The organism is Micromonospora endolithica (assembly GCF_003626595.1).
Taxonomy (GTDB): domain Bacteria; phylum Actinomycetota; class Actinomycetes; order Mycobacteriales; family Micromonosporaceae; genus Micromonospora; species Micromonospora endolithica.
Window position 1 is genome coordinate 607,254 of record NZ_RBAK01000002.1, and the last position, 22,046, is coordinate 629,299.

The following is a 22,046-nucleotide window of genomic DNA, read 5'->3' on the forward strand; positions in this document are numbered from 1 at the left end:
GCACACCGGAGAATGCGAGGGTGGCTGACCGGTTGGAGGAGTACCGGCGTAGGCGGGACGCCGCCCGTACGCCGGAACCGGTGCCCGAGCGCGCCCCGGCGGGCGGCGGCGCGGCCGGCGGACGCTTCGTCATCCAGCAGCACCACGCCCGCAGCCTGCACTGGGATCTGCGACTGGAGCACGACGGCGTGCTGGCCTCCTGGGCGGTGCCGCGCGGCCTGCCCCGCGACTCCGGCCGTAACCACCTCGCCGTGCACACCGAGGACCATCCGATGGAATACCTGGACTTCGCCGGCGAGATCCCGCGCGGGGAGTACGGCGGCGGGACGATGGTCGTGCACGACCGGGGCACCTACCGGTGCGAGAAGTGGCGTGCCGACGAGGTGATCGTCGTGCTGGACGGCGAACGGACCTCCGGCCGGTACGTCCTCTTCGCCGCCGGGGGTCGAGACGGCCGGGACTGGCTGGTGCGGCGCACCGACCCGCCGTCGCCGGGCTGGACGAGCATGCCGGAGCTGGTCCGGCCGATGCACCCCACTCCCGCCGCCGCACTGCCGAAGGACCAGGACCGGTGGGGGTACGAGCTGCGCTGGGACGGCGTGCGGGCGGTCGCGTACGTCTCCGGCGGACGGCTGCGGCTGCTCTCGGACACCGACGAGGAGATCACCGGGGCGTACCCCTGGTTGCGGGACATGGCCGAGGCCCTCGCGCCGACGGAGGCCGTGCTGGACGGCGTCCTGGTCCGCATCGACCGGGGAGGGCGGGTGCGGGGCGCGCGCGCCGGGCGGGCCGCCGCCGACGCCCAGTACCTGCTCGTCGACCTGCTCTGGCTGGAGGGCGTGACCAGCGTCGACCTGCCGTACGCGCAACGCCGGGAGCTGCTCGACGGTCTGGCGCTCGCCGGACCGCACTGGCAGACTCCGCCGTGGTTCCCCGGCACCGGCGCCGAGGCCCTGCGCACCGCCCGCGAGCAGGGACTGCCCGGCGTCGTGGCGAAGCGGCTGGACTCGGCGTACGAGCCGGGTCGGCGCAGCCGGCGGTGGCAGAGCGTCGACGGCGGTTGACCGGACACGACGAGCAACGGCGAGGAGCAGGACACCGTGTACCTGACCCACCTGGAGTGCCCCCGCTGCCGCCGGCAGCACGACGCCGGCCGACCGCAGAACCTCTGCGGGTGCGGCTCGCCGCTGCTGGCCCGGTACGACCTGGCGGCGGTGGCCAAGGTGGTCACCCCGGAACGCTTCCCGCTGCGGCCGGCCGACCTGTGGCGCTACCGGGAGCTGCTGCCGGTGGCCGATCCGGGCACGGTGGCCACGCTGGGCGAGGGCTGGACGCCGATGCTGCGCGCGCCCGCGTACGGGGCGGAGATCGGCATCTCCGACCTCCTGGTCAAGGACGAGGGGCTCACCCCGACCGGGTCGTTCAAGGCGCGTGGGGCGGCCGTCGGGGTCAGCCGGGCCCGGGAACTGGGCATCGAACGCATCGCCATGCCGACCAACGGGAACGCCGGCGCGGCCTGGGCCACCTACGCCGCGCGGGCCGGCCTGGGCGCGACCGTGGTGATGCCGCTGGACGCGCCGACCATCTGCCGGCGCGAGTGCGTGGCCGCCGGCGCCGACCTGCGCCTGGTCGACGGGTTGATCAGCGACGCGGGCCGGCACGTGCAGAAGCTGATCGCCGAGTCCGGCGGCACCATCTTCGACGCCGGCACGCTGCGCGAGCCCTACCGGCTGGAGGGCAAGAAGACGATGGGGTACGAGATCCTCGAGCAACTCGCCTGGCGGGTGCCCGACGTGATCGTCTATCCCACCGGCGGCGGGGTCGGCCTGATCGGCATCCACAAGGCGCTCCAGGAGATGCGCGAGCTGGGTTGGATCTCCGACCGGCTGCCCCGGCTGGTGGCGGTGCAGTCCACCGGCTGCGCGCCGATCGTCCGCGCGTTCGCCGCCGGTGAACCCCGCGCCGAGCCCTGGGCCGACGCCCGGACGGTGGCGTACGGCATCACCGTGCCCGCCCCGCTGGGCGACGAACTGATCCTGGACGCGTTGCGGGCCACCGCCGGCACCGCGCTCGCGGTGGACGACGCGGAGATCCTCGCCGACCTGCGCGCGTTCGCCGCCCGGGAGGGGCTGCTGCTGTGCCCGGAGGGTGCCGCCTGCCTGACCGCCGCCCGGCACCTGCGGGCCGGTGGCTGGATCCGGGCCGGCGAGCGGGTGGTGGTGCTCAACACCGGCGCCGGGGTGAAGTATCCGGAGACGGTGGACGTGAGCGCCGTGCCGGTGCTGCCCGCCTGACGGTCTACGCCGTAGTCGGGTCGGTGAGGCGCCAGGCGGCGTTGATCAAACCGATGTGCGACAGCGCCTGCGGAGTGTTGCCGAGCTGCGCCCCGGTGCGCGGGTCGATCTGCTCACTGAGCAGGCCCACATCGTTGGCGTACCCGGTCACGCGCTCGAAGAGCGCCTCGGCACGCTCCCGTTCACCCGCCATCACCAGGCATTCCACCAGCCAGAACGAGCAGAGCAGGAAGCCCGCCGGGTCGGTGTTCCAGCGGCGGACCAGTCCGGTGTCGTCGCTCAGTTCCCGCTCGACCACGGCGATGGTGGCGCGCATCCGGGGATCCGTCGCGGGCAGGAAGTGCACGACGGGCAGGAAGAGCGCCGAGGCGTCCAGCTCGGTGGACCCGAACGCCCCGGTGTACGCGCCCACCTCCTCGTTCCATCCCTCCCGCAACACGGTTGCCCGGATCTCGTCCCGGATCGCCGCCCAGCGGACCGGGTCGCCCCGGCCGGCGAGCCGGGGCGCGAGGCGTACCGCCCGGTCCAGCGCCACCCAGCAGAGCACCTTCGACGACAGGTAGTGCCGCTCGGTGTCCCGGGTCTCCCACATGCCCCGGTCCGGTAGGTGCCAGGTGCCGGCGACCTGCTCGGCGAGGCCGACCACCATCTCACGCAGCTCCTCGTCGAGGGTGTCGCCGAGATAGTCGCGGAGCCGCCACACCGCCGAGATCACCTCGCCGGGCACATCGAGCTGACGCTGGCGCCAGGCGTCGTTGCCGACCCGTACGGGCCGACTGCCGGCGTACCCGCGCAGGTGGGTGGACTCGTGCTCGGAGATGTCCCGCTCGCCCTCCAGCCCGAAGAGCACCGGCACCGGCTCGTCGCCGACCCGCCCGACGGACCGGGCGGCCCAGGCGAAGAGTCGGGACGCCTCGGACGGGCAGGCCGCCACCCAGAGGGCCCGCATGGTCATCGCGAAGTCGCGCAGCCAGGAGTAGCGGTAGTCGTAGTTCCGGTCGCCGCCGATCCACTCCGGTAGCGAGGTGGTCAGCGCCGCGGCGACCGCGCCGCTGCGGGCGTACGTGAGGCCGGTCAGCACCACCGTGCTGTGCCGCACCACCTCGGGGTAGCGCCCGTCGTACTCGTGGGTCTCCCGGTACGCCTGCCACGCCTGCACGGTCTCGGCGAGCCCGGCGGCCGGGTCCAGCCGTACCGGCGGGTTGCCGTAGGCGGCTCCGTACCCGACGGAGAAGTAGACGGTCTGCCCGGCGGCCACGTCGAACTCCACCTCGACCCGGTCTCGGCCGGCGCGCAGCGGCACCCCGGCGGCCCGTAGCTCCAGCAGCACCGATCCGGCGGCGGCCAGCACCGACCCGTCCGGCCGCTCGTGCAGGTACGGGGTGAGCAGGCCGTGATCGGGCCGGGGGGCGAAGTCCAGCGTCATGCGGACCCGGCCGGTGAGCCCCTCCACCCGACGCAGCAGCACCGCCGGGGAGTTCATCCCCAGCTCGTGCCCCCGGGCACCGGTCTCGGCGGCCAGCGCGTCGGTCACCGCGACGCTGCCCTCCGGGGTGTGGTGCACGGTGCGCAGCACCAGGGTGTCCGGCAGGTAGGCCCGCTCCACCCGGTGCCCGGCGTGACCGGCCGCGGCCGGCACCAGCCGCCAGTGCCCGGCGTCGGGGTCGAGCAGCCGGCCGAACACGGCCCGGCCGTCGAACCGGTCCGGGCACCACCAGTCGATCGAGCCGTCCCGACCGACCAGGGCCCCCGACCGGCAGTCGGAGAGGAATCCGTAGTCGGAGATCGCCGGCTGGTCCACCCGCTTCGGGTACCCGGTTCCGCGCGGGTCAGGCCGGTCGGCCGGGTGGGCGGGGCGCGTCCCGGATCAGGGTGCCGCCCCGCCCATCCGACCGACGGCCGGACGGCTCACGAGGTGGGCGGTTCGTCCTCGCCCGCGGCCTCCGCCGCGTCGGCCTCCTCCTTGGTCCGGTGCACCGCCTGGTCGGCGTGCTCCGGCGGCCCGTAGACGGTGTAGAGGACCAGCGGGTTCGGGCCGGTGTTGACGAAGTTGTGCTTGGTGCCGGCCGGCACCACGACCAGGTCGCCCTGGACGACCTCGCGCTTCTCGCCGGCCACCCGGGCTTCGCCGGTGCCGCTGACGAAGGTGAGGATCTGGTCGATGTCCTCGTGGACCTCCTCACCGATCTCACCACCCGGGGGGATGGTCATGATCACCAGCTGGGTGTGCTCACCGGTCCACAGCACCCGCCGGAAGTCCGGGCTCTTCTCGGCGACGGTCGCGATCGTGAAATGCTCCATGCCGCACTTCATACCCGCTGCCGACCGCCGCCACGCCGCGACTCGCAGATGGTGGAATTCTCCACCGGCCCGGGGTTTGGATCCCCCGGCAAGGGGGATCGAGAAGTCGACCGGGCGGAGTCGCCCGGTCGAGCCAGGTCCCCGCCGGCGTACCGCCGTACGGCTGCGGTGGTGGGAGACGGCCAGAGCGCGGCGACGTTCCGACCCACGGTCGAGCGGCGCCGTGCGCTCGTGTCCGGATCCCGGCCGTCCGCCCGGCCGGCCGGGAAACTGTCCGATCTTGGACAGTGGTCGCCCGGAAAACCCGCTGACCTGCGACGGAAGCCACCGGTGTCGACGGTGTCCCGGTCGCGGGCAGCGGAGCGTCGCTAGGCTGAGGTATGGCGCCCGCCCACGAGGGCCGGGTGGCGGAACCGGTCTACCGCCCCATCCTCGCCAACCGACGGGGTGAGCTGGAGGCGCTCAGCCACCTCGACGGCGCGGTCGCGCCACTGCTCGCCCCGGTCATCAACCTGTCCATACTGGACTCGCACGTCCTCGACATTCTCGGGCGACTGCCCGACGGCCTGGTCCCGGCGGTCGACGTCACCGCCCTGCCGGACGGGCCGGAGACCGAACTGACCCGCTGGGGCGTACCGCTGGTGCCGGTGATCGGACTCAGCGAGAGCAGCCGTCGGCTGGTCACCCACGGTGCGGCGGCACGGACCCTCGCCCACCGCGCGGTGGTCCGGTTGCGGGTCGCCGCGGACCGGTCCGGCCCGGACGCCGCGACCGCCGCCGTGGAGCGGATCTGGCGGCTCACCCGACTGCTGCCCGAGCAGTGCGACCTGCTCGTCGACGCCGGCGACGTGTGCTGCCCGGCCGACGTGCGGGTCACCGGTCCCCGGGTCCGACGACTGCTGGACTGGGCCCGCCGGCACGCGTGGCGCTCGGTCAGCGTGGCGGCCGGCGGGATGCCCGCCACGCTGTCCCGCCTGCCCACCGACGAGCCGGTACGCCTCGACCGCTGGGACTGGCAGCTCTGGCGGGACCTCGCCGACCTGGGCGTCGGTTACGGCGACTACGGCGTCGGCCCGGCGGTGCGCGGTGGGGACCAGCCGGCCGAGCGGCTGCCCACCATCTGCTACACCGCCGACGGGGCCTGGTGGGTGTACCGCTGGTCCCGTCGGGGCGGCCGGGGCGACGACCGGTTCGCCGACCTGTGCCGCACTTTGGTCACCGCGCCGCACTGGCCGGCGACCGGGGCGGGCTACTCCTGGGGTGACCACGAGATCCTCCGCCGGGCCCGGCGGTCGGCCGGTGCCGGGTCCCCGGCCAACTGGGTCGCGTGGAGCACGTCGCACCACCTGGCGTACGTCCTGAACGCCCTGCGGGAGCCGGGCGGCACGGCCCGGTCCGGCCCTTGGCGGGACGACCCGGCGCACCCCCAGCGCGGGCGACCCGGCCGGCCGCACCGGGGCGGCGCGGCGCGACGGGCGGGTTGACCGGCCCTACTGCTTGTCGGTGAAGCCGAACTGGATGACACCCTCCTCGTCGACGGACGCGTCCACCGAGGCGTCGCCGAGCAGCTCGGCGGCGTCGGAGTCGAGGAAGATCCGCGCGCCCTGGTTGTCGACCACGTGATCGCCCTCGACCGGCTCGGCGACCAGTTCGACGGTGAGCGAACCGGCCTGGGCGTCGGCGGCGATACGCACCCCGCCGTCGTCGGCGACGTCCTGCTGGGTGGCGAGGTCACGGATGACCAGCACGGCGTTGTCGGTCATGGTGAGCATGGTGGAACTCCTCGTGGATTCTGGGATTCGCGACGCGGACCGGGAGCGGCCCGCCGACGAGCACACGTCGGAGGCGATGGGAGGGGCGAGCGGTCACCGCCGCCGCAGGCAGGGGCCGACAACGGGCCCCGTCCCGACCCACGTTGCCCGCTGCGGCGGCATCCGTCAAATAGAGCACCGTCTGTTCACGACCGGGCCGGACACCGGTCGAGGGTGGTTCACCGAAACGCCGGCGCGAGCCCCGGCGGGCGTGCTAGACGGCCCGGGGCGGAGGATGCGTTTTCCCAGGTGAGAGACGTTATGCGTCCCTATGCTCGGGGAATGAACGACATCCGCCGCTACGCGGTCGAGTTCCTGGGCACCCTGCTGCTGGTGTTCTTCGGGGTGGGCGCCGCGGTCGCGGCGCGGGTGCAGGGCGGCGTGGTCGTGGTGGCCCTGGCGTTCGGGTTCACCATGCTCGCGATGGTCTACACGCTCGGTCCGATCTCCGGCAGCCATCTCAATCCGGCGGTCACCCTCGGGGTACTGCTGTCCGGGAAGATCTCGCTGCTGGGCGCGGTCGCGTACTGGATCGCGCAGTTCGCCGGCGCGACCGTGGCGAGCTTCGTCCTCTGGGGACTGACCCGGTGGGGTGACGTGGTCGACCAGACCGGAGCCCTGGGCACCAACGGGTACGGAGCGCACATCAACCGCGGCGGCGCGGCCGTCCTGGAGGTCGCCCTGACCTTCCTGTTCGTCCTGGTCGTCCTGGTGGTCACCAGCCGCACCGAGAACGCGGCGGTCGCCGGCACCGCGATCGGCCTGGCGCTGGCCACGGCGCACCTGGTGGGCATCACCCTGGACGGCACGTCGGTCAACCCGGCCCGGTCCTTCGGACCGGCGATCTTCGAGGGTGGCGCGGCGCTGCGGCAACTCTGGGTCTTCATCGTCTTCCCGCTGCTCGGCGGGGCGCTCGCCGCCCTGGTGGCACCACTGGTCACCGGGCACGGCGGGCGGTACCGGGGCGAGCCCGAGGAGCCGGCCCCGGCCACCCGGTGACGGTCGGGCGTCAGGCGCGTTCCAGCACCACGACGGGTATCTCCCGGTCCGTCTTCGCCTGGTAGTCGTCGTACGCGGGCCAGATCCGGGCCATCTCCGACCACATCCGTGGCTTCTCCGCGGCGGTGGCGGTACGCGCCCGGGCGGTGAACGTGTCCGCGCCGACCTGCACCCGCACCAGCGGTTCGTCCAGCAGGTTGAGGTACCACGCGGGGTGCTTCGGGTCGCCGCCCTGGGAGGCCACCACCAGATAGCCGTCGCCCTGGCGACCGTAGATGAGCGCGGTCCGCCGCAGCTTGCCGCTCCGTCGGCCCCGGGTGGTCAGCAGCAGCGTGAAGACGCCCGGCCGCCACTCGTGCCCCTCCGCGCCGTCGGTCTCGACGTACCGTCGGATGTGGTTGGCCACCCAGCCCGCGGGGCTGTCCACCACCTGTTCGCTCGCCGTCATCGGTCCTCCGCCTTCTCGCGTCCGTACGTCGTGATCACGCTACTCCCGGCGACCCCTACCGGCGCGGTGAACGTGGACCGGGGGCCGGTCCCGGTCAGCGCAGTGCGACGGCCTGAAGGCCGACACCGCCGCACTCCTCGGTGAAGACCTCCTCGGCCGTCCAGGTCAGCACCAGGCGGGCGCCCGGTGGGGCCTGGAAACGGATCGTGAAGTCGGCCGTCCGGCTGGTGTGCGGATCCTCCAGCCGCACCGTGCGGGTCGGGCCGCCGGTGGAGAGCCGGGCGTCCAGCCGGCCCCGGGCCATCCACAGTCCGGCGTACAGGTGCACGGTCCGCACCTCGCCGCTGCTGGCCACGGCGAGCGCGACGCCGTTGCCCGCGCCGCAGGTGTACACACCGTTCGCGGTGCCGTCGGCCGCGTTCACCGGATCGCCGTCCCGCCAGCGGAACAACTCCTGACTGACCGTCCAGACGTCCCGCTCGCCGGCACCGCCCTCGTCGCGGATCTCACCGGAGCCGCCGCGCTTGCGGACCACACCCTCCCCGCCGGCACCGCGGAGTCCCCAGTGGACCCAGTCGCGGGAACCGACCGCGGTCAGGTCCACCTCGGCGGGCACCTCCGCCCGGCCGACGGTGAGCACCGGTGGCGCGGGCGGCGACGGGCGGGGTGACGGCGGCGCCGGCGGCGGGCTCGGTGCTTGTTGCCGCGGGCGCAGACCCGGCGAGGCCGCGGCGGTCGGGTCGCGGCCCTCCACGACGGGGAAGGCGCTCGGCCGGTTGACCCGGGCCGGGACACCCCCGGGGCCTTCGGCGTCGTCCGGACCGGAACCCGACCGCGCGTCGACGTAGACGACCAGGCCGGCCAGGAGGACGAGGACGATCAGCCCTTCGAGGGCCAGTCGGCGGCGACGTCGGATCCGGGCCGACCTCCGAAGGTCACTGCGGGTCCGGCCCGGCGGCACCGCGGGGGCACCGAGCCGGGAGCCCGGCGTACGGTCCGACCGGCTGAGGGGCGACTCTCCAGCGCCTCCGGGTGGGACGTCATGCTCCGCCACCGGCTCTCCACTCCCCGCCGGCCGTGCCCGATCCGGCGAACGTGACGTCCGTTCTGAGGGGGTTCACGTTGGCACGGATCGGACTTTTCCGCCAGCCGGCAACCGTTTGGCGTGTCCCGTTCGTTACCGAACGAGATGCGACCGTCCCGGCGGCCCCGCCTCAGCTACGCAGGACGTTGGCATAGATCAGCCATGCCAGCGCCGACTTCGCCCCGAGGCTCAGCAGGATGTACGACACCTCGCCGTACCGGTAGTCCCGCCAGGGTCCGCGCTGCGCGTACTGCAACGCCATGTTCACCGCGAAGCTGGCGAACAGCAGGAACTGCACGATGATGATCGCCCACACGAAGCCGGGGATCTCCGGCGGCTCGGCGACGTACGCGGCGATGGCGAGCCAGGGCGCCAGCCCGACCAGCGTGCCGAACCAGAAGGCACTCCAGTCCGCCCGTCCCGGCGTCTGCTGCCGCTCCATCAGCAGGCCGAAGAGGATCATCGCCGTGTTCGCCGCGAACAGACCGATCACCGCCGCCAGGTCCCGGATGCCGACGAACAGTCCGATCAGAACGATCATGATGGAGGCGCTGACCGAGTACTCGATCCAGCGGGCGTAGTTGGACCGGCGGTCGAGGTTGCCCTCGTACCAGCGCCGGATGCCGGGCGCGGCGCAGAGGAAGTGGTCGACGGCGGCCAGCAGCAGGAACACCGCCACCGCCGGGCCGATCGGGATCCGGAACACGGTCTCCGGCAGGGTGCCGGCGCGCAGGGTCACCGGGTCGGCGGTCAGGTACGAGGCGGTGACCGGCAGTTCCAGACCGTTGCTGGCCGCCCACATCCACAACCCCTCGGCGGCCAGCAGGACACCCACCGCCACGTTGAACCAACGCAACCGTCGGTAGCGGTCGGACCGGTCGGTCACCTGCTGGGCCATGAACGCACGATAGGCGCTGTGAGCTGCTCTTTCCGGTGCTCGCGCGTCGTTCGCCCGACCGGGTCAGCCCAGCCGGAAGCCGAGCGTCTGCACGAGCACCACGGCCTGTTCGGCGTCGATGAGCGCGCCGGCCCGCCGCACCTCGGTCGGGTCGAGCGCGGTGAGGTCACTGCCGCGCAGGTCCGCGCCGGACAGGTCGGCCCGGAGCAACTGGCCGCCGGACAGGTCCACGCCGGAGACCGTGGCGCCGCTCAGGTCGGCCCCGGTCAGGTCGACCTCGCGCATCCGGACCCCGGTGAACCGGGCCCCCCGCAGGTCGGCGCCGGTCAACGTCGCGAACGACCAGTCGCCGCCGTCGACCGTCAGCGGTCGCAGGTCGCACTGGTCGAAGACGCTGCCGACCAGCTTGCAGCCGGTGAACTGCGCGTCGAAGAAGGAGCAGCGGCGGAACACGCACCGGGTGAAGGCCGAGTCGACGTGCCGGGAGGCGTTGAACGTGGTGGTGCCGAAGGTGCATCCGGTGAAGGTCGCGCCCCGACTGAGCGCCTCGGTGAGGTCCACGTCGAAGAATTCGCAGCCGACGAAGTGCCGGTCGATCAACTCCTCCGCGTACCAGTCGTCGTGGCGGAAGGTGGCACCCTCGGTCGGCTCCGGCATGTCGCCAGACTAGGAGCGGGTAACGACGGCCACCCTTCCGGTCCGGCCGTACCGGCCGGTAGGTTCGCGGACGTGAGCGTTGCACGCACCATCGACCCGGACCAGATCGGCTTCGACCCGGCCCGCCTCGGGCGGATCGACGACCACTTCGGCCGCTACGTCGACGACGGTCGGCTCCCCGGCTTCCAGGTCGTGGTCACCCGCCGCGGCGAGGTCGCCCACTCCTCGACGTACGGGCTGCGGGACGCCGAGAAGGGGCTGCCGGTCGAGCCGGACACGCTCTGGCGGATCTACTCGATGACCAAGCCGGTCACCTCGGTCGCGGCGATGACGCTGTGGGAGGAGGGCCGGTTCGAGCTGACCGACCCGATCAGCCGCTGGCTGCCGGAGTTCGCCGACCTGCGGGTCTACTCCAAGGGGTCGACGCTCAAGCCCTACACGGTGCCGGCGGTCGAACCGATCCGGGTGTGGCACCTGCTCACCCACACCGCCGGCCTCACCTACGGCTTCATGCAGACGTCAGTGGTCGACGGTCTCTACCGGGCCGCCGGCTACGACCTGCACCCTCCGGCGGACGTCGACCTGGCCACCGCCTGCGCGGCGTTCGGTGAGCTGCCGCTGCTGTTCCAGCCGGGCACCCGGTGGGGCTACTCGGTCGCCACCGACGTGCTCGGCCGGCTGGTCGAGGTGGTTTCCGGCCAGAGCCTGGACGCCTTCCTCACCGACCGGATCCTCCGCCCGCTGGGCATGACCGACACCCACTGGTACGTCGAGGGCGAGGCCGCCGAACGGCTCGCCGCGCTGTACGCGCCGGACGCGCGCACCGGGCGGGCGTTCCGCTACGACAAGCTGGGGGCGCTGGCGTACGAGAAGCCGGCCCTGCTCTCCGGCGGTGGCGGGTTGATCAGCACCGCCGGCGACTACCACCGCTTCACCCAGGCGCTGCGGCGCGGCGGGGAACTGGACGGGGTACGCCTGCTCGGGCCGCGCACGGTCCGCTTCATGACCCGCAACCACCTGCCCGGCGGGCAGGACCTGGACACGCTGTCCACCGGCGGGTTCGCCGAGACCACGCTGGAGGGCGTGGGGTTCGGGCTCGGCTTCGCGGTGATCGACGATCCGGTCCCGAGCCGGGTGCCGAGCAGCGTCGGCGAGTACTACTGGGGCGGGGTGGCGAGCACCGCCTTCTGGGTGGACCCGGCCGAGGAGATCACCGCGCTGTTCTTCACCCAGTTGCTGCCGTCGAGCACGTGGCCGATCCGGTCGCAGCTACGCCAGCTGGTCTATTCCGCCCTGGTCGATTAGGGCCGCTCGGGATCGCCGTTCCCACCGCGCGCGGCGGACCCGGTCCCTAGCCTGAGGTCGTGGGCAACATCGTGGTTTTCGGGGCGGGTGGCACGGCCGGGTCGCGGATCTGCGCGGAGGCTTTCGACCGGGGGCACCGGGTCGTCGCGGCGGTCCGCCGGCCGGAGGCCACCTCGTACCTGCCGGCCGGGGTGCGGGTGGTCACCGGGGACGTCACCAGCGAGCGGAGCGTACGGGATGTCGCGCCGGACGCGGACGCGCTGGTGGTGGCGGTCGGCGGCGGCGAGCGCGATCTGTGGCTCGACGCCGCGCGAGCGCTGGTCGGTGCGCTGCGTGACATGCCGGCGGCGCCCCGGATCGTCCACGTCGGCGGCGGGTCGACGTTGCTGACGCGCAAGGGCACCCGGTTCCTGGACGAGCCGGACTTCCCCGAGGAGTACCGCGAGGCCGCGCGGGGTCAGGCCGCCGCCCTGGACTACTACCGCTCCTCGGCCGACGGGGTGCGCTGGACCTACGTCTCCCCGCCGCCACTGGAGTTCCACCCCGGTGAGCGCACCGGGCACTACCGGGTCGGCGGCGACGAGCCGGTCACCGACCACGAGGGCCGCTCGGTGCTGACGTACGAGGACCTGGCGGTGGCGGTGGTGGACGAGATCGAGACCCCGCGCTTCGAGAACACCCGCTTCGCGGTGGCCTACTGAGCGACGGGTCCGCCGGTGCCGTCAGTCGGCGAGGCGGGCCGGGAAGCCGCCGGTGGCGATCGGGCCCCACGCGTCGACGGTGACCCGGATCAGCGCCTTGCCCTGGCGGACCATCGCCGCCCGGTACTCGTCCCAGTCCGGGTGCTCGCCGGAGATGCTGCGGAAGTAGTCGACCAGCGGTTCCAGCGCCGCCGGCAGGTCCAGCACCTCGGCGGTGCCGTCGACCTGCACCCAGGGCCCGTTCCAGTCGTCGGAGAGGACGCACGCGGAGACGCGAGGGTCGCGGCGGATGTTGGCGACCTTGGCCCGCTCCGGGTAGGTGGAGATCACCAGCCGTCCCTCGGCGTCCACCCCGGCGGAGACGGGCGAGGACTGCGGCCGGCCGTCGGCCCGGGTGGTGATCAGGATGACCCGGTGCCGGGGGCGGAGGAACTCGGTCAGCGCACTGCGCTCGACCCGGGTGTTCGTCGCGATGCTGCGTGCCATCGGTCGGTTCTACCAGGAGACGCCGTCGCCGGCACGGCGGACCGGCGGCGCGGGCGCGGCTCCGGCGCGGCGCGGGCGCGGCTCCGGCGCGGCGCGGGCGCGGTGCAGACTCAGCGCGGGCGCGGCGCGGGCCGCGCGGCGGTGGGCTGGGCGGGCACCCGGGGCCGGGCCGGCGGTCGCCAGGCCCGGCCGTTGGCATAGATGATCCGGAAGCCGAGGTACGACGCCAGCGGTGCCCAGTGCGCCGAGCCCATCCGCAGTTCGGCGGCGTTGTGCCGCTGCCCGTTGGCCAGCACGTCGAGCAGAACGGTTTCGAAGGCGGCCGATTCGACCCAGTCGACCTCGCGGGTGAAACCGCAGATCAGGGCGGCTCCGGTGGCGTCGAGGAAGTCCCGGAGGACGGCGTCCGACGCACGCAGCACCGAGCAGCTGCCGAAATAGAGCCGGCGCCCGTCGCCGCGCCCGGCCATCAGTTCGGCGACCTCGGCGAGTTCCACCGATTCCCAGTCGGTGAGGCAGAGGCGGCTGGGCTCGCCGTGCATGGCGAAGAAACCGACCCGGAAGTCGGCGTACTGCTTGAGCAACCAGCGGTCGATGAAATAGAACAGCTCGTCGCGGGTGGCGGCGTCCTTGTGGATGAAACGGATCTTGCCGAGCCGCTCCAGCAGTTCCAGGGTGGGCAGGACCGACCCGCGCTCGTTCAGGTCACGGTGCCACTGTCCCTCGACGCAGAAGACGCCTCCGCGCGCCACGTCGCCACCTCCCCGTCCACCCCGCCGGCGCTGACGTTACCGGCTGGCCGGCGCACGTGAGCATGACCCTCGGTGTGGTCGACTGCGAGCTTCGGCGGGTTGTCGCATTTCTGGCCCGCTTGCGCGGCGAATGGGCGTTTCGCAAAAGAGGGTAATTCCCAGGTGGGACTCAGGAACGACGGTTCGTGAGGACAATTCTCGTTAATTGCCGCCAAACGCCCGACGCAGTGCCAGGGTGGGAAAGGCGGGACGTCCTGGCTGATGTCCCGAAGGCCACCCCATTCGCTCTCCTATCGGGAGGACTTCTGTGCGCGTACACACCTTGAAGCGGGCGGTTGTCGCATTGGCCCTGGCGTTGCCGGGTGCCGCGATCGCCACCGTGGTCGCCGCGCCAGCGGCCCACGCCGACGGCTGCTACACCTGGACCCGCAACCTCTACCAGGGGCGCTCCGGCAACGACGTCCGTCAGCTCCAGCTCCGCGTCGCCGGCTGGGCCGGCAACCGCGACATCGTGGAGAACGACGGCATCTTCGGTCCGAAGACCGCCGCCGCGGTCCGCCGGTTCCAGTCCGCGTACGGCATCCGCGTCGACGGCGTCGCCGGACCGCAGACCTTCGCCAAGCTGTACCAGATCCAGGACAACGACTGCACGCCGCGGCACTTCAGCTGGACCGAGATGGACGACGGCTGCGGCCGGGGTGGCTGGACCGGCGGGCCGCTCACCCCCGCCGAGACCCGGCAGAACGCCCTGCGCACCATGTGGAAGCTGGAGGCGATGCGCAAGAGCCTGGGCGAGCGGCCCCTCTACGTCACCAGCGGCTTCCGCAGCCGGGCGTGCAACAGCCAGGTCGGCGGCGCGTCGGACAGCCAGCACCTGTACGGCAACGCCGCCGACGTGGTCTCCGGTACCCGGTCGCTGTGCGACGTCGCCCGCGACGCGCGCAGCCGCGGGTTCAGCGGGATCTACGGGCCGGGCGCCCCGGACCACGACGACCACGTGCACGTGGACTCCCGGCGGGAGAACAACCGGGACAACACCTCCAACACCACCCGCTGGTCCGCGCCGGACTGCGGGGTTCGCTGAGCGACACCGCACCGACGCCGGCCCGGACCAGGAGGGGGGAACCTCGGCCCGGGCCGGCGTCGTCTCCGCCCCGGGCGGCGAAGCGGGCGTACCTCCGCTCAGCTGGCCCGGGGCCAGCGCGGCGCGGCGGCGGGGGGCGCCACCGGCCGGCCGGGGTAGCCGGGCCGGACCGCCGGCCGGGCGCCGGGCACGACCGCCCGGGGCACCGGCTGCGCGCGGACCGCGTGTCCGCCGGCGGCGGTACGCGACGGATAGGCAGCCGGCGTCCGGGCCGGGGCGGGCCCGTTGACCGTGAACGGGAAGGGCACGTGCACGAACGGGTTGCCGTGCCGCACCAGGGCGTCGATCTGACGCTCGTTGAGCCCGTGCTCGGTGAGCACGCGCCGACCCCAGCGGTGCAGCCGGCACGGATACGACGCGCCGTCGTTGCGGCACAGCGGCCCCGACGGCCATTCCTCCGCCGCGTGCACGACGACCGCCCGGACCGCGAGCCGGACGTCCTCGGGTGTCAGCGGTGTCGGCACCGGCACCTCACCCAGAATCTGATCGATGGGATCCGTCGACTGCTCACCAACTCGCACGGCAGGCCTCCCGCAGCTCCGGTAGTGGTGCGACTGATGCGCCGCACCGCATCCTCGTGCAGTGGTACGGCTCCCACCCGGGGAAGGTTCAATCCCGGTACGCGGTCAGCAGATCCCCCGGCGTCAGCGCCCTTACCCCGTCGGCGGTGACGCCGCTGCGCGACACCGCCACCAGCGGTACGTCGTCGTCCGCCCCGGGTAGCCGGGACCGGTGCGACAGCAGTTCTCCCAGGTCGTGAGCATCGAAGGGGCGTTGCTCCAACCATTTGACGGAACCCACGAAGGTGATCCGCTTCGCCACCGGCCCACGATCGGCACCCACCAGGTCGATCTCCGGGTCGTTGGTCCGCGTCCAGTAGCCGCCCACCACGTCGCTGCCCGGCGGCAGCAGTCCGTCGGGCAACCTGCGCAGGGCCTCCCGCACCAGCGGCTCGACCGCCCGGCCACGCCAACTCGTCCACGACGACGCGATCCGGGACAGCGTCAGGTCACCGCGACCACGTTCGATCTCGGGCAGGTACGGACCGAGGAACGACAGCCAGAAGCGGAGGTACGGGTCCGCGACCGCGTACCGGGTCTCCCGGGACGGTCGGGTGGACAGCGGCACGGTGACCTCGACGACACGCTTGTCGGTCAGTGCCCGCAGGGCCCGGGTCAGGGACGCCTGGGGCAGGTCCCCGGCGGCGCGGGCGATCAGGGAGAACGTGCGCTCGCCGGACCCGATCGCCCGGAGCACCAGACCGGCCTGGGAGGCGGTCGGGAACTCCGCGGCCAGCGCCCGCTCCCCGCTGACGATCAGGGCCGAGGTCGGATCGGTGACCGCCTCGGCGAGGTAGTCGCGCAGCGACGAGCCGGTCGGCCACTCGTCGAGGATCAGCGGCAGACCACCGGTGACGAGCTGGGCGTCGAAGGCGTCGGCCGGCGGCAGGTCGAGCATCTCGCCGACGTCGGCCGGGCTCAGCGGCGGAACGACCATCTCGGTGGCCCGCTGGTGGAACGGCCGGCCGTACGCGTTGAGGGCCTCCATCATCGCCAGGTCCGATCCGACACACACGAGCAGGACCGGCCGCCGCGACAGTTCCCGGTCGAAGACCTTCTGGAGTGTCCCCTCGAAGCCCGGGTCGGTGGCGATCAGGTACGGCATCTCGTCGAGGACCACCACGCTCGGACGGTCCGCCGGCAACGCGGAGGCGAGCAGGGTGAGTGCCGCGTCCCAGGTCCGGGGTTGCTGGGCGGCGAAAAGGGTCGCTCCGGGCAGGCTCGACGAGGCCACCGCCTCGACGAAGAGGGCGAGGTCGGCGGCCACGGTGGGCTGCGCGGAGGCGGTGAAGAACACGTGCGGGACGTCCGCCCGTTCGACGAACTCCTCGACCAACCGTGACTTGCCGACCCGTCGACGACCGCGCATGAGCAGCGCGCGGCCCGGCCGGCCGGCCCGGCCGCCCCGGCGCACGCGCGCCAGCGTGGCGTCGAGCTGGGACAGCTCCCGTCCCCGTCCGACGAAGCCGTCCACCGGTCACCTCACACTCTCATCGGTGAAACACTCATCAGTGAGTGTATCCGAGACGAGGGCCGGTGACGGTCAGGCCAGGTCGGCGTCGTGCACCAGCAGGGCGACCTGGACCCGGTTGTTCAGGTCGAGCTTGACCAGCAGCCGGGACACGTACGCCTTGACCGTGGCGACGCTCATGAACAGCTCGGCGGCGATCTCCGCGTTGGTACGCCCGGCACCCACGCAGACCGCGACCTCCCGTTCCCGCTCGCTGAGCCCACCGAGCAGCCGCAGTGCCCGCTCCCGCCGCCGGTCCGTCCCGCCGGCCGGGCCGGGCGCGGTCACCCGGTCGATCAGCCGCCGGGTGACCGTCGGGGAGAGGGTCGGCTCACCGGCCGCCACCCGGCGTACCGCCCGGACGATCTCGGCCGGCGGGGTGTCCTTGAGCAGGAAACCGGCCGCCCCGGCGCGCAGCGCCCGCAGCACCTGCTCGTCGGCGTCGAAGGTGGTCAGCACCAGCACCTCCGGCGGGGACGGTGTCGCCCGCAGCGCCTCGGTGGCGGCCAGTCCGTCGAGCCGGGGCATCCGGATGTCCATCAGCACCACGTCCGGGCGGCAGGCGGCGACCGCCTCGGGCACCTCGGAGCCGTCCGCGGCCTCCCCCACCACCCGGACGTCCGGCACCCCGCCGAGGATCATCGACAGTCCGGCCCGGACCAGCGCGTCGTCGTCCACGATCAGCACCCGTACCGGCGGGGTGTCCGGGACCGCCGGGGTCACGCCGGCCACGGCAGCCACGCGGCGAGGCGGAAGTCGCCCGCGTCGTCCCGCCCGTACTCCAGATGGCCACCGGCGAGGCTGACCCGCTCGGCGACGCCGACGAGCCCGGTGCCGGTGCCGGGAATGTCCGTCCCGGCCCCACCCACCGGCCAGCGGTTGCGGACCTCGACCCGCAGCCCCTCCCCCGGCCCGCCGGACAGCTCCACCGCTACCCGCGCCCCGGCGGCGTGCTTACGGGCGTTGGTCAGGCCCTCCTGGACGATCCGGTACGCGCTGCGCCCGACCGCCGCCGGCACCCGGTCCGCACCGGTCACCCGGTCGCTGGCCTCGACCCGTACGCCGGCCGACCGGGACTCGCCGAGCAGTGTGGGCAGGTCGGCCAGGGTGGGCTGGGGGCGGTCCGGGGCCGCCTCGGCGGGCACCTCCGCGCGGAGCACCCCGATCACCTCGCGCAGGTCCTCCAGCGCCGAGTGGGCACTGGAGCGGATCACGCCGGCCGCCCGCGCCACCTCCTCCGGCGGTGCGTCCGGGCGGAACTCCAGGGCGCCGGCATGCAGGCTGAGCAGCGAGATCCGGTGCGCGAGCACGTCGTGCATCTCCCGGGCGATCCGGGTGCGCTCGACCTGCCGGGCCTGCGCCACCCGCAACCGCTGCTCGGTCTCCGCCCGCTCGGCGCGCTCCCGCAGTGACACGATCAACTGCCGGCGGGCCCGCACGAACATGCCCCAGGCCAGCACACAGAGGCTGATCACCACCCCCCACGCCGTCGCCGCCCAGTACGACATGGTCAGGTCCGGACGGGCGAGTCCGAAGACGAAGTTGGTGACCAGGCCGGCGGCGGTGACGGCCAGCGCGACGGCCGTCCGGCGGTGCACCACCACGGTGAAGTAGAGCACCAGCAACGGCACCGCCGCCGCCACCGAGACCGCGGACAACGGCAGGGTGGCCAGCGTCAGGGCGACCGGCCAGCGGCGACGCCACCAGAGCAGCACGCAACAGAGCAACCCCGCGGCGCCGTCCAACGGCACCATCCACCGCTCCGGCAGCGGCGCGGCGAAGCTCGGGTCCGGGGACGCGGCGTCGAGGGTGGCCGCCGCCACCCACCCCAACGAGAGCAGCAGGAACAGGATGTCCACCACCCAGTCGCGGGCGGTGCGCCGGATCCGGCCCGGCGCCGCCGTCAGCGACCCCGGCAGCAGCCAGGGATGCTCCGGTACTGCCGCGCTGGTCACGCCGCCAATGCTAGGCAGGTCCGGACCGACCCGGACAGCTACCAAAGTCGAGACCCACCGTCGACCGTCGGCCGCTGCCGGTGACCGGGTGGCGCGCGCACGCTGACCCGCATGATCGCCGCAGAACACCTCACCAAGCGGTACGGACGGCACACCGCCGTGGACGACGTGTCGTTCCGCTGCGAACCGGGCACCGTCACCGGATTCCTCGGGCCCAACGGCGCCGGCAAGTCCACCACCATGCGGATGATCTGCGGGTTGACGCCGCCGACCGCCGGGACCGCCACCGTGGCCGGCCGGCCCTACCGGGGGCTGCCCAACCCGGGGCGGGAGGTCGGCGTCCTGCTCGACGCGTCCGCCCAGCACGCCGGTCGGACCGGGCGGGAGGTGCTCACCGTCGCCGCCGCGACGATGGGCGTCGAGCGGCGGAAGGTGGCCGCCGCACTCGACCGGGTCGGGTTGGACGGGGCCGCCGCGCGGCGGCGGGTGCGGGCGTACTCGCTGGGGATGCGGCAGCGGCTCGGTTTGGCGCACGCGCTGCTGGGCGACCCCCGGATCCTGATCCTGGACGAGCCGGCGAACGGGCTGGACCCGGAGGGGATCTTCTGGATGCGCGGGCTGCTGCGTGACTTCGCCGACCGGGGCGGCACCGTCCTGCTCTCCTCCCACCTGCTGCGCGAGGTGGAGGCGGTCGCGGACCGGCTGGTGGTCATCGGGGGTGGCCGGGTCGTGGCGCAGGGCGGCAAGGACGAGTTGCTCGGCGGGACCGGTACCCGGGTGCGCGCCCGGGACCTGCCCGGCCTACGGCGCGCCCTGGACACCGCCGGCCTCGCCGCCGCCGCGTCCGGCACCGACGGATCCCTGCTGGTGTCCGCCGGGCCGGACGCGGTCGGGCAGGCCGCCGCCGACGCCGGGATCGCGCTCACCGAGCTGCGCCCCGCCGGCGACGGCGGCCTGGAGCAACTCTTCCTCACCCTCACCACCGTCGACACCGCCCGGGAGGCCGTCCGATGACCGGCACCACCGCCGCCGCACCCGCCGTCGCGCCGCCGGCTCCCCCGGAGGTACGCGGACCGTCCCTGCTCCGGCTCACCGGGGTGGAACTGCGCAAGCTCGCCGACACCCGGGCCGGCGCGTGGTTGCTCGCCACCATCGCGCTGATCACCGTGGCCCTGGTGGTGGCACAATTGATCTGGGCGCCGGACGCCGACCAGACCTTCGCCGCCTTCTTCGTCTTCTCGCTGCTGCCCACCGGGTTCCTGCTGCCGGTGCTCGGCATCCTCTCGGTGACCGGTGAGTGGTCGCAGCGCACCGCGCTGACCACCTACGCGCTGGTGCCCCGACGGGAACGGGTGATCGCCGCGAAGCTGGTCGCGGTGACGCTGGCGGCCGTCGCCTCCATCCTCACCAGCCTGGGTGCCGCCGCGATCGGCACCCTCGCCACCGGGTTCACCGGCGGGGCCGGCGACTGGCGGATCGAGGGCTCGCTGGTGCTGCACGCGCTGGTGATCCAGGTGGCCAACGTGCTGATGGGCGCGGCGTTCGGCCTGCTGCTGCTGAACACCCCGCTGGCCATCGTCGGCTTCCTGCTGCTGCCGACGCTCTGGTCGGTGCTGGGCGGCCTGATCCGCCCGCTACGGGGTCCGGCCGGCTGGCTGGACACCGGCCGCACCATGGAGCCGTTCTTCACCCCGGACGTGACCGCCGGGCAGTGGGCCCGGCTCGGGGTGTCGCTGCTGGTGTGGCTGGTCGTACCGCTGCTCGCTGGTCTCCTGCGGACCCTACGGCGGGAGGTGGCGTGATGGCCGGCGGACCGGGCGACCCGATCGTGGTGGACGGCGGCCGGAGCGAGCTGGCGGTGCTGTGGGCCGGCCTACCGGCGGTCGGCGCCGCCGCCGGATGGGTGCTGGCCGCCACCGCCGACTGGCTCGCCGAGCTGCGGTGGATCCCGATGCGGGGCCTGTTCAGACTCATCGACCGGCTGCCCGACCACACGGCCCTGCTGGCCGCGGTGGCGGTCGGCGTGCTCGGCGGGCTGGTGGTCGCCGCCGTCGGCACCGCCGAACGGGTCGTCGTGACGGTCGGCCCGGAGCGGGTCCGGCTGCGTCGCCGGGGCTCCGACCGGGAGGTGCCCCGGCGGGACGTGCACACCGCGTACGTCGACGGGAAGGACCTGGTCCTGCTCGCCGCCGACGGCGCGGAACTGGCCCGGGAGCGCACCGACCTGTCGGCCGACCGGCTCCGGGACGCGTTCCGGGGGCACGGCTGGCGGTGGGCGGACGCCGACCCGCACCGGGACGCGTACCGGCGTTGGGTGCCGGACCTGCCCGGGTTGCCGCCGGCCGCGGACGCGCTGCTGCGGGCCCGGCAGCGGGCCCTGGAGGCCGACAAGGGCGGCGAGGCGCGGGAACTGCGGGGCGAGTTGGCCCGCTGCGGGGTGGTGGTGCGCGACGACGGCCGCCGGCAGTACTGGCGGTTGACCCGGTCGGGAGGCGAGGACGCCACTTCGCCTGAGCCGGAGGGCGGCGGGCGGTAGCGTCGGTCTGGAGAACCGGCCCGGCGGTACGGGGGGCGCGCCATGACCGAGCAGCAGCCGTACCGGGTGGTGGCCCGGCACCCCCGCTTCGAGCTGCGCCGGTACCCGGCGCACCTGGTGGCCGAGATGCGCGTGCGGGGAAGCTTCGACGCGGCGGCCGGCGAGGCGTTCCGGCCGCTGGCCGCCTACCTGAAGGGCGCCAACCGCTCGCGGCACGGCATCGCCATGACCGCGCCGGTGGTCCAGGAGGCCGCCCCGGAGACCATCGCGATGACCGCCCCGGTGGTGCAGGAGGAGGGGGACCGGCCGGATTCCTGGTTGGTGCGGTTCGTGATGCCGGCCGGCTTCACCGTGGACACCCTGCCCGAGCCGACCGATCCCCGGGTGCGCACCCGGGAGGTGCCGGACCAGCTGGTCGCGGCGATGCGGTTCTCCGGCCGGGGCACGGCCGCCGCCTTCGACCGGCAGGCCACCGCGCTGGGTCGGGCGATCACCGGGGTCGGGCTGCGGCCGGCCGGGGCGATCCGGTACGCGCGTTTCGACCCGCCGTGGAAGCCGTGGTTCCTGCGCCGCAACGAGGTGCTGCTGCCGGTCGACGAATGAGC

At 73.7% G+C, this 22,046-nt stretch carries 24 protein-coding genes; 11 read left to right on the top strand and 13 right to left on the bottom strand.

Going from position 1 to position 22,046, the window contains the following annotated elements; translation table 11 throughout:
- The first annotated feature begins 20 nt into the window (after positions 1-20).
- Both D7223_RS08690 and D7223_RS08695 read left to right on the top strand, forming a co-directional pair.
- On the top strand, positions 21-1,064 hold the full coding sequence (locus D7223_RS08690) for a DNA polymerase ligase N-terminal domain-containing protein (protein ID WP_120726839.1): 1,044 nt from the start codon (positions 21-23) through the stop codon (positions 1,062-1,064).
- Positions 1,065-1,100: 36 nt separating this feature from the next.
- A complete protein-coding gene (locus tag D7223_RS08695; RefSeq protein WP_120726841.1) occupies positions 1,101-2,294 on the top strand; it encodes a threonine synthase in 1,194 nt (397 codons plus the stop codon).
- 4 nt (positions 2,295-2,298) lie between these two features.
- Here the strand turns inward: D7223_RS08695 and D7223_RS08700 are convergent, their stop codons facing one another.
- Together D7223_RS08700 and D7223_RS08705 are read right to left on the bottom strand one after the other, a co-directional pair.
- Positions 2,299-4,095 (bottom strand): glycoside hydrolase family 15 protein, encoded by a 1,797-nt coding sequence (locus D7223_RS08700; RefSeq protein WP_120726843.1) that lies wholly within the window; start codon positions 4,093-4,095, stop codon positions 2,299-2,301.
- 107 nt (positions 4,096-4,202) lie between these two features.
- Positions 4,203-4,595, bottom strand: a complete 393-nt coding sequence (locus D7223_RS08705) for a cupin domain-containing protein (protein WP_120727133.1) — start codon at positions 4,593-4,595, stop codon at positions 4,203-4,205.
- 380 nt (positions 4,596-4,975) lie between these two features.
- Here D7223_RS08705 and D7223_RS08710 point away from each other — a divergent pair, with 380 nt between their 5' ends.
- The gene (locus tag D7223_RS08710; protein ID WP_186832269.1) at positions 4,976-6,079 is read left to right on the top strand and encodes a beta family protein; all 1,104 of its coding nucleotides are present in this window, start codon (positions 4,976-4,978) and stop codon (positions 6,077-6,079) included.
- Positions 6,080-6,085: 6 nt separating this feature from the next.
- On the opposite strand, the gene D7223_RS08715 is transcribed toward D7223_RS08710, so the two are convergent.
- Positions 6,086-6,367, bottom strand: coding sequence for an adhesin (locus D7223_RS08715; protein ID WP_120726845.1), 282 nt, complete (start codon positions 6,365-6,367; stop codon positions 6,086-6,088).
- A 321-nt stretch (positions 6,368-6,688) separates the two neighbouring features.
- Here D7223_RS08715 and D7223_RS08725 point away from each other — a divergent pair, with 321 nt between their 5' ends.
- Complete coding sequence (locus D7223_RS08725) at positions 6,689-7,405, top strand: MIP/aquaporin family protein (protein WP_120726849.1); 717 nt, start codon at positions 6,689-6,691, stop codon at positions 7,403-7,405.
- Between the two features lie 10 nt (positions 7,406-7,415).
- On the opposite strand, the gene D7223_RS08730 is transcribed toward D7223_RS08725, so the two are convergent.
- From D7223_RS08730 to D7223_RS08745, 4 genes are all read right to left on the bottom strand, one after another.
- Positions 7,416-7,853, bottom strand: coding sequence for a nitroreductase family deazaflavin-dependent oxidoreductase (locus D7223_RS08730; protein WP_120726851.1), 438 nt, complete (start codon positions 7,851-7,853; stop codon positions 7,416-7,418).
- Between the two features lie 94 nt (positions 7,854-7,947).
- Complete coding sequence (locus tag D7223_RS08735) at positions 7,948-8,907, bottom strand: hypothetical protein (RefSeq protein WP_238161718.1); 960 nt, start codon at positions 8,905-8,907, stop codon at positions 7,948-7,950.
- A gap of 160 nt (positions 8,908-9,067) precedes the next feature.
- A complete protein-coding gene (gene heR, locus D7223_RS08740; protein ID WP_120726854.1) occupies positions 9,068-9,835 on the bottom strand; it encodes a heliorhodopsin HeR in 768 nt (255 codons plus the stop codon).
- Positions 9,836-9,898: 63 nt separating this feature from the next.
- The gene (locus D7223_RS08745; RefSeq protein ID WP_120726857.1) at positions 9,899-10,492 is read right to left on the bottom strand and encodes a pentapeptide repeat-containing protein; all 594 of its coding nucleotides are present in this window, start codon (positions 10,490-10,492) and stop codon (positions 9,899-9,901) included.
- Between the two features lie 72 nt (positions 10,493-10,564).
- On the opposite strand from D7223_RS08745, the gene D7223_RS08750 reads away from it, so the two are divergent.
- Positions 10,565-11,797: a serine hydrolase domain-containing protein gene (locus D7223_RS08750; protein ID WP_120726859.1), complete on the top strand. Its 1,233-nt coding sequence runs from the start codon at positions 10,565-10,567 to the stop codon at positions 11,795-11,797.
- A 59-nt stretch (positions 11,798-11,856) separates the two neighbouring features.
- Positions 11,857-12,498, top strand: coding sequence for an NAD(P)-dependent oxidoreductase (locus tag D7223_RS08755; RefSeq protein ID WP_120726861.1), 642 nt, complete (start codon positions 11,857-11,859; stop codon positions 12,496-12,498).
- 21 nt (positions 12,499-12,519) lie between these two features.
- Here D7223_RS08755 and D7223_RS08760 read toward each other — a convergent pair whose 3' ends face one another.
- Complete coding sequence (locus tag D7223_RS08760; RefSeq protein ID WP_120726863.1) at positions 12,520-12,984, bottom strand: PPOX class F420-dependent oxidoreductase; 465 nt, start codon at positions 12,982-12,984, stop codon at positions 12,520-12,522.
- Positions 12,985-13,094: 110 nt separating this feature from the next.
- A complete protein-coding gene (locus D7223_RS08765; protein WP_120726865.1) occupies positions 13,095-13,736 on the bottom strand; it encodes a DUF6642 family protein in 642 nt (213 codons plus the stop codon).
- A 307-nt stretch (positions 13,737-14,043) separates the two neighbouring features.
- Between D7223_RS08765 and D7223_RS08770 the strand changes: the two genes are divergently transcribed.
- The gene (locus D7223_RS08770) at positions 14,044-14,820 is read left to right on the top strand and encodes a D-Ala-D-Ala carboxypeptidase family metallohydrolase (protein WP_120726867.1); all 777 of its coding nucleotides are present in this window, start codon (positions 14,044-14,046) and stop codon (positions 14,818-14,820) included.
- A 98-nt stretch (positions 14,821-14,918) separates the two neighbouring features.
- Here D7223_RS08770 and D7223_RS08775 read toward each other — a convergent pair whose 3' ends face one another.
- From D7223_RS08775 to D7223_RS08790, 4 genes are all read right to left on the bottom strand, one after another.
- Positions 14,919-15,344, bottom strand: a complete 426-nt coding sequence (locus tag D7223_RS08775) for a hypothetical protein (RefSeq protein WP_238161721.1) — start codon at positions 15,342-15,344, stop codon at positions 14,919-14,921.
- Between the two features lie 145 nt (positions 15,345-15,489).
- Positions 15,490-16,914 (bottom strand): ATP-binding protein, encoded by a 1,425-nt coding sequence (locus tag D7223_RS08780; protein WP_120726871.1) that lies wholly within the window; start codon positions 16,912-16,914, stop codon positions 15,490-15,492.
- 69 nt (positions 16,915-16,983) lie between these two features.
- The gene (locus tag D7223_RS08785; protein WP_120726873.1) at positions 16,984-17,691 is read right to left on the bottom strand and encodes a response regulator; all 708 of its coding nucleotides are present in this window, start codon (positions 17,689-17,691) and stop codon (positions 16,984-16,986) included.
- Complete coding sequence (locus D7223_RS08790; protein ID WP_120726875.1) at positions 17,670-18,905, bottom strand: sensor histidine kinase; 1,236 nt, start codon at positions 18,903-18,905, stop codon at positions 17,670-17,672. The genes D7223_RS08785 and D7223_RS08790 overlap by 22 nt, the downstream gene beginning before the upstream one ends.
- 111 nt (positions 18,906-19,016) lie before the next feature.
- Between D7223_RS08790 and D7223_RS08795 the strand changes: the two genes are divergently transcribed.
- Genes D7223_RS08795 through D7223_RS08810 form a run of 4 tightly spaced genes read left to right on the top strand, consistent with a single transcriptional unit; the run spans position 19,017 to position 22,044 of the window.
- Positions 19,017-19,919 carry an ABC transporter ATP-binding protein gene (locus D7223_RS08795; protein ID WP_120726877.1) on the top strand — a complete coding sequence of 301 codons (903 nt, stop codon included), beginning with the start codon at positions 19,017-19,019 and terminating at the stop codon, positions 19,917-19,919.
- A complete protein-coding gene (locus D7223_RS08800; RefSeq protein WP_120726879.1) occupies positions 19,916-20,707 on the top strand; it encodes an ABC transporter permease in 792 nt (263 codons plus the stop codon). The genes D7223_RS08795 and D7223_RS08800 overlap by 4 nt, the downstream gene beginning before the upstream one ends.
- Positions 20,707-21,441 carry a YqeB family protein gene (locus tag D7223_RS08805; protein WP_120726881.1) on the top strand — a complete coding sequence of 245 codons (735 nt, stop codon included), beginning with the start codon at positions 20,707-20,709 and terminating at the stop codon, positions 21,439-21,441. The genes D7223_RS08800 and D7223_RS08805 overlap by 1 nt, the downstream gene beginning before the upstream one ends.
- 42 nt (positions 21,442-21,483) lie before the next feature.
- Positions 21,484-22,044 carry an SOUL family heme-binding protein gene (locus D7223_RS08810; RefSeq protein WP_120726882.1) on the top strand — a complete coding sequence of 187 codons (561 nt, stop codon included), beginning with the start codon at positions 21,484-21,486 and terminating at the stop codon, positions 22,042-22,044.
- Positions 22,045-22,046: the final 2 nt, after the last annotated feature.

Excerpts from the sequence above, each read along its gene's own strand:
- D7223_RS08725 (WP_120726849.1), top strand. The coding sequence starts at position 6,689 with ATGAACGACATCCGCCGCTACGCGGTCGAGTTCCTGGGCACCCTGCTG.
- D7223_RS08745 (WP_120726857.1), bottom strand. The coding sequence starts at position 10,492 with ATGCCGGAGCCGACCGAGGGTGCCACCTTCCGCCACGACGACTGGTAC.
- D7223_RS08715 (WP_120726845.1), bottom strand. The coding sequence starts at position 6,367 with ATGCTCACCATGACCGACAACGCCGTGCTGGTCATCCGTGACCTCGCC.
- heR (WP_120726854.1), bottom strand. The coding sequence starts at position 9,835 with ATGGCCCAGCAGGTGACCGACCGGTCCGACCGCTACCGACGGTTGCGT.
- D7223_RS08705 (WP_120727133.1), bottom strand. The coding sequence starts at position 4,595 with ATGGAGCATTTCACGATCGCGACCGTCGCCGAGAAGAGCCCGGACTTC.
- D7223_RS08730 (WP_120726851.1), bottom strand. The coding sequence starts at position 7,853 with ATGACGGCGAGCGAACAGGTGGTGGACAGCCCCGCGGGCTGGGTGGCC.
- D7223_RS08805 (WP_120726881.1), top strand. The coding sequence starts at position 20,707 with ATGGCCGGCGGACCGGGCGACCCGATCGTGGTGGACGGCGGCCGGAGC.
- D7223_RS08800 (WP_120726879.1), top strand. The coding sequence starts at position 19,916 with ATGACCGGCACCACCGCCGCCGCACCCGCCGTCGCGCCGCCGGCTCCC.
- D7223_RS08710 (WP_186832269.1), top strand. The coding sequence starts at position 4,976 with ATGGCGCCCGCCCACGAGGGCCGGGTGGCGGAACCGGTCTACCGCCCC.
- D7223_RS08760 (WP_120726863.1), bottom strand. The coding sequence starts at position 12,984 with ATGGCACGCAGCATCGCGACGAACACCCGGGTCGAGCGCAGTGCGCTG.
- D7223_RS08795 (WP_120726877.1), top strand. The coding sequence starts at position 19,017 with ATGATCGCCGCAGAACACCTCACCAAGCGGTACGGACGGCACACCGCC.
- D7223_RS08810 (WP_120726882.1), top strand. The coding sequence starts at position 21,484 with ATGACCGAGCAGCAGCCGTACCGGGTGGTGGCCCGGCACCCCCGCTTC.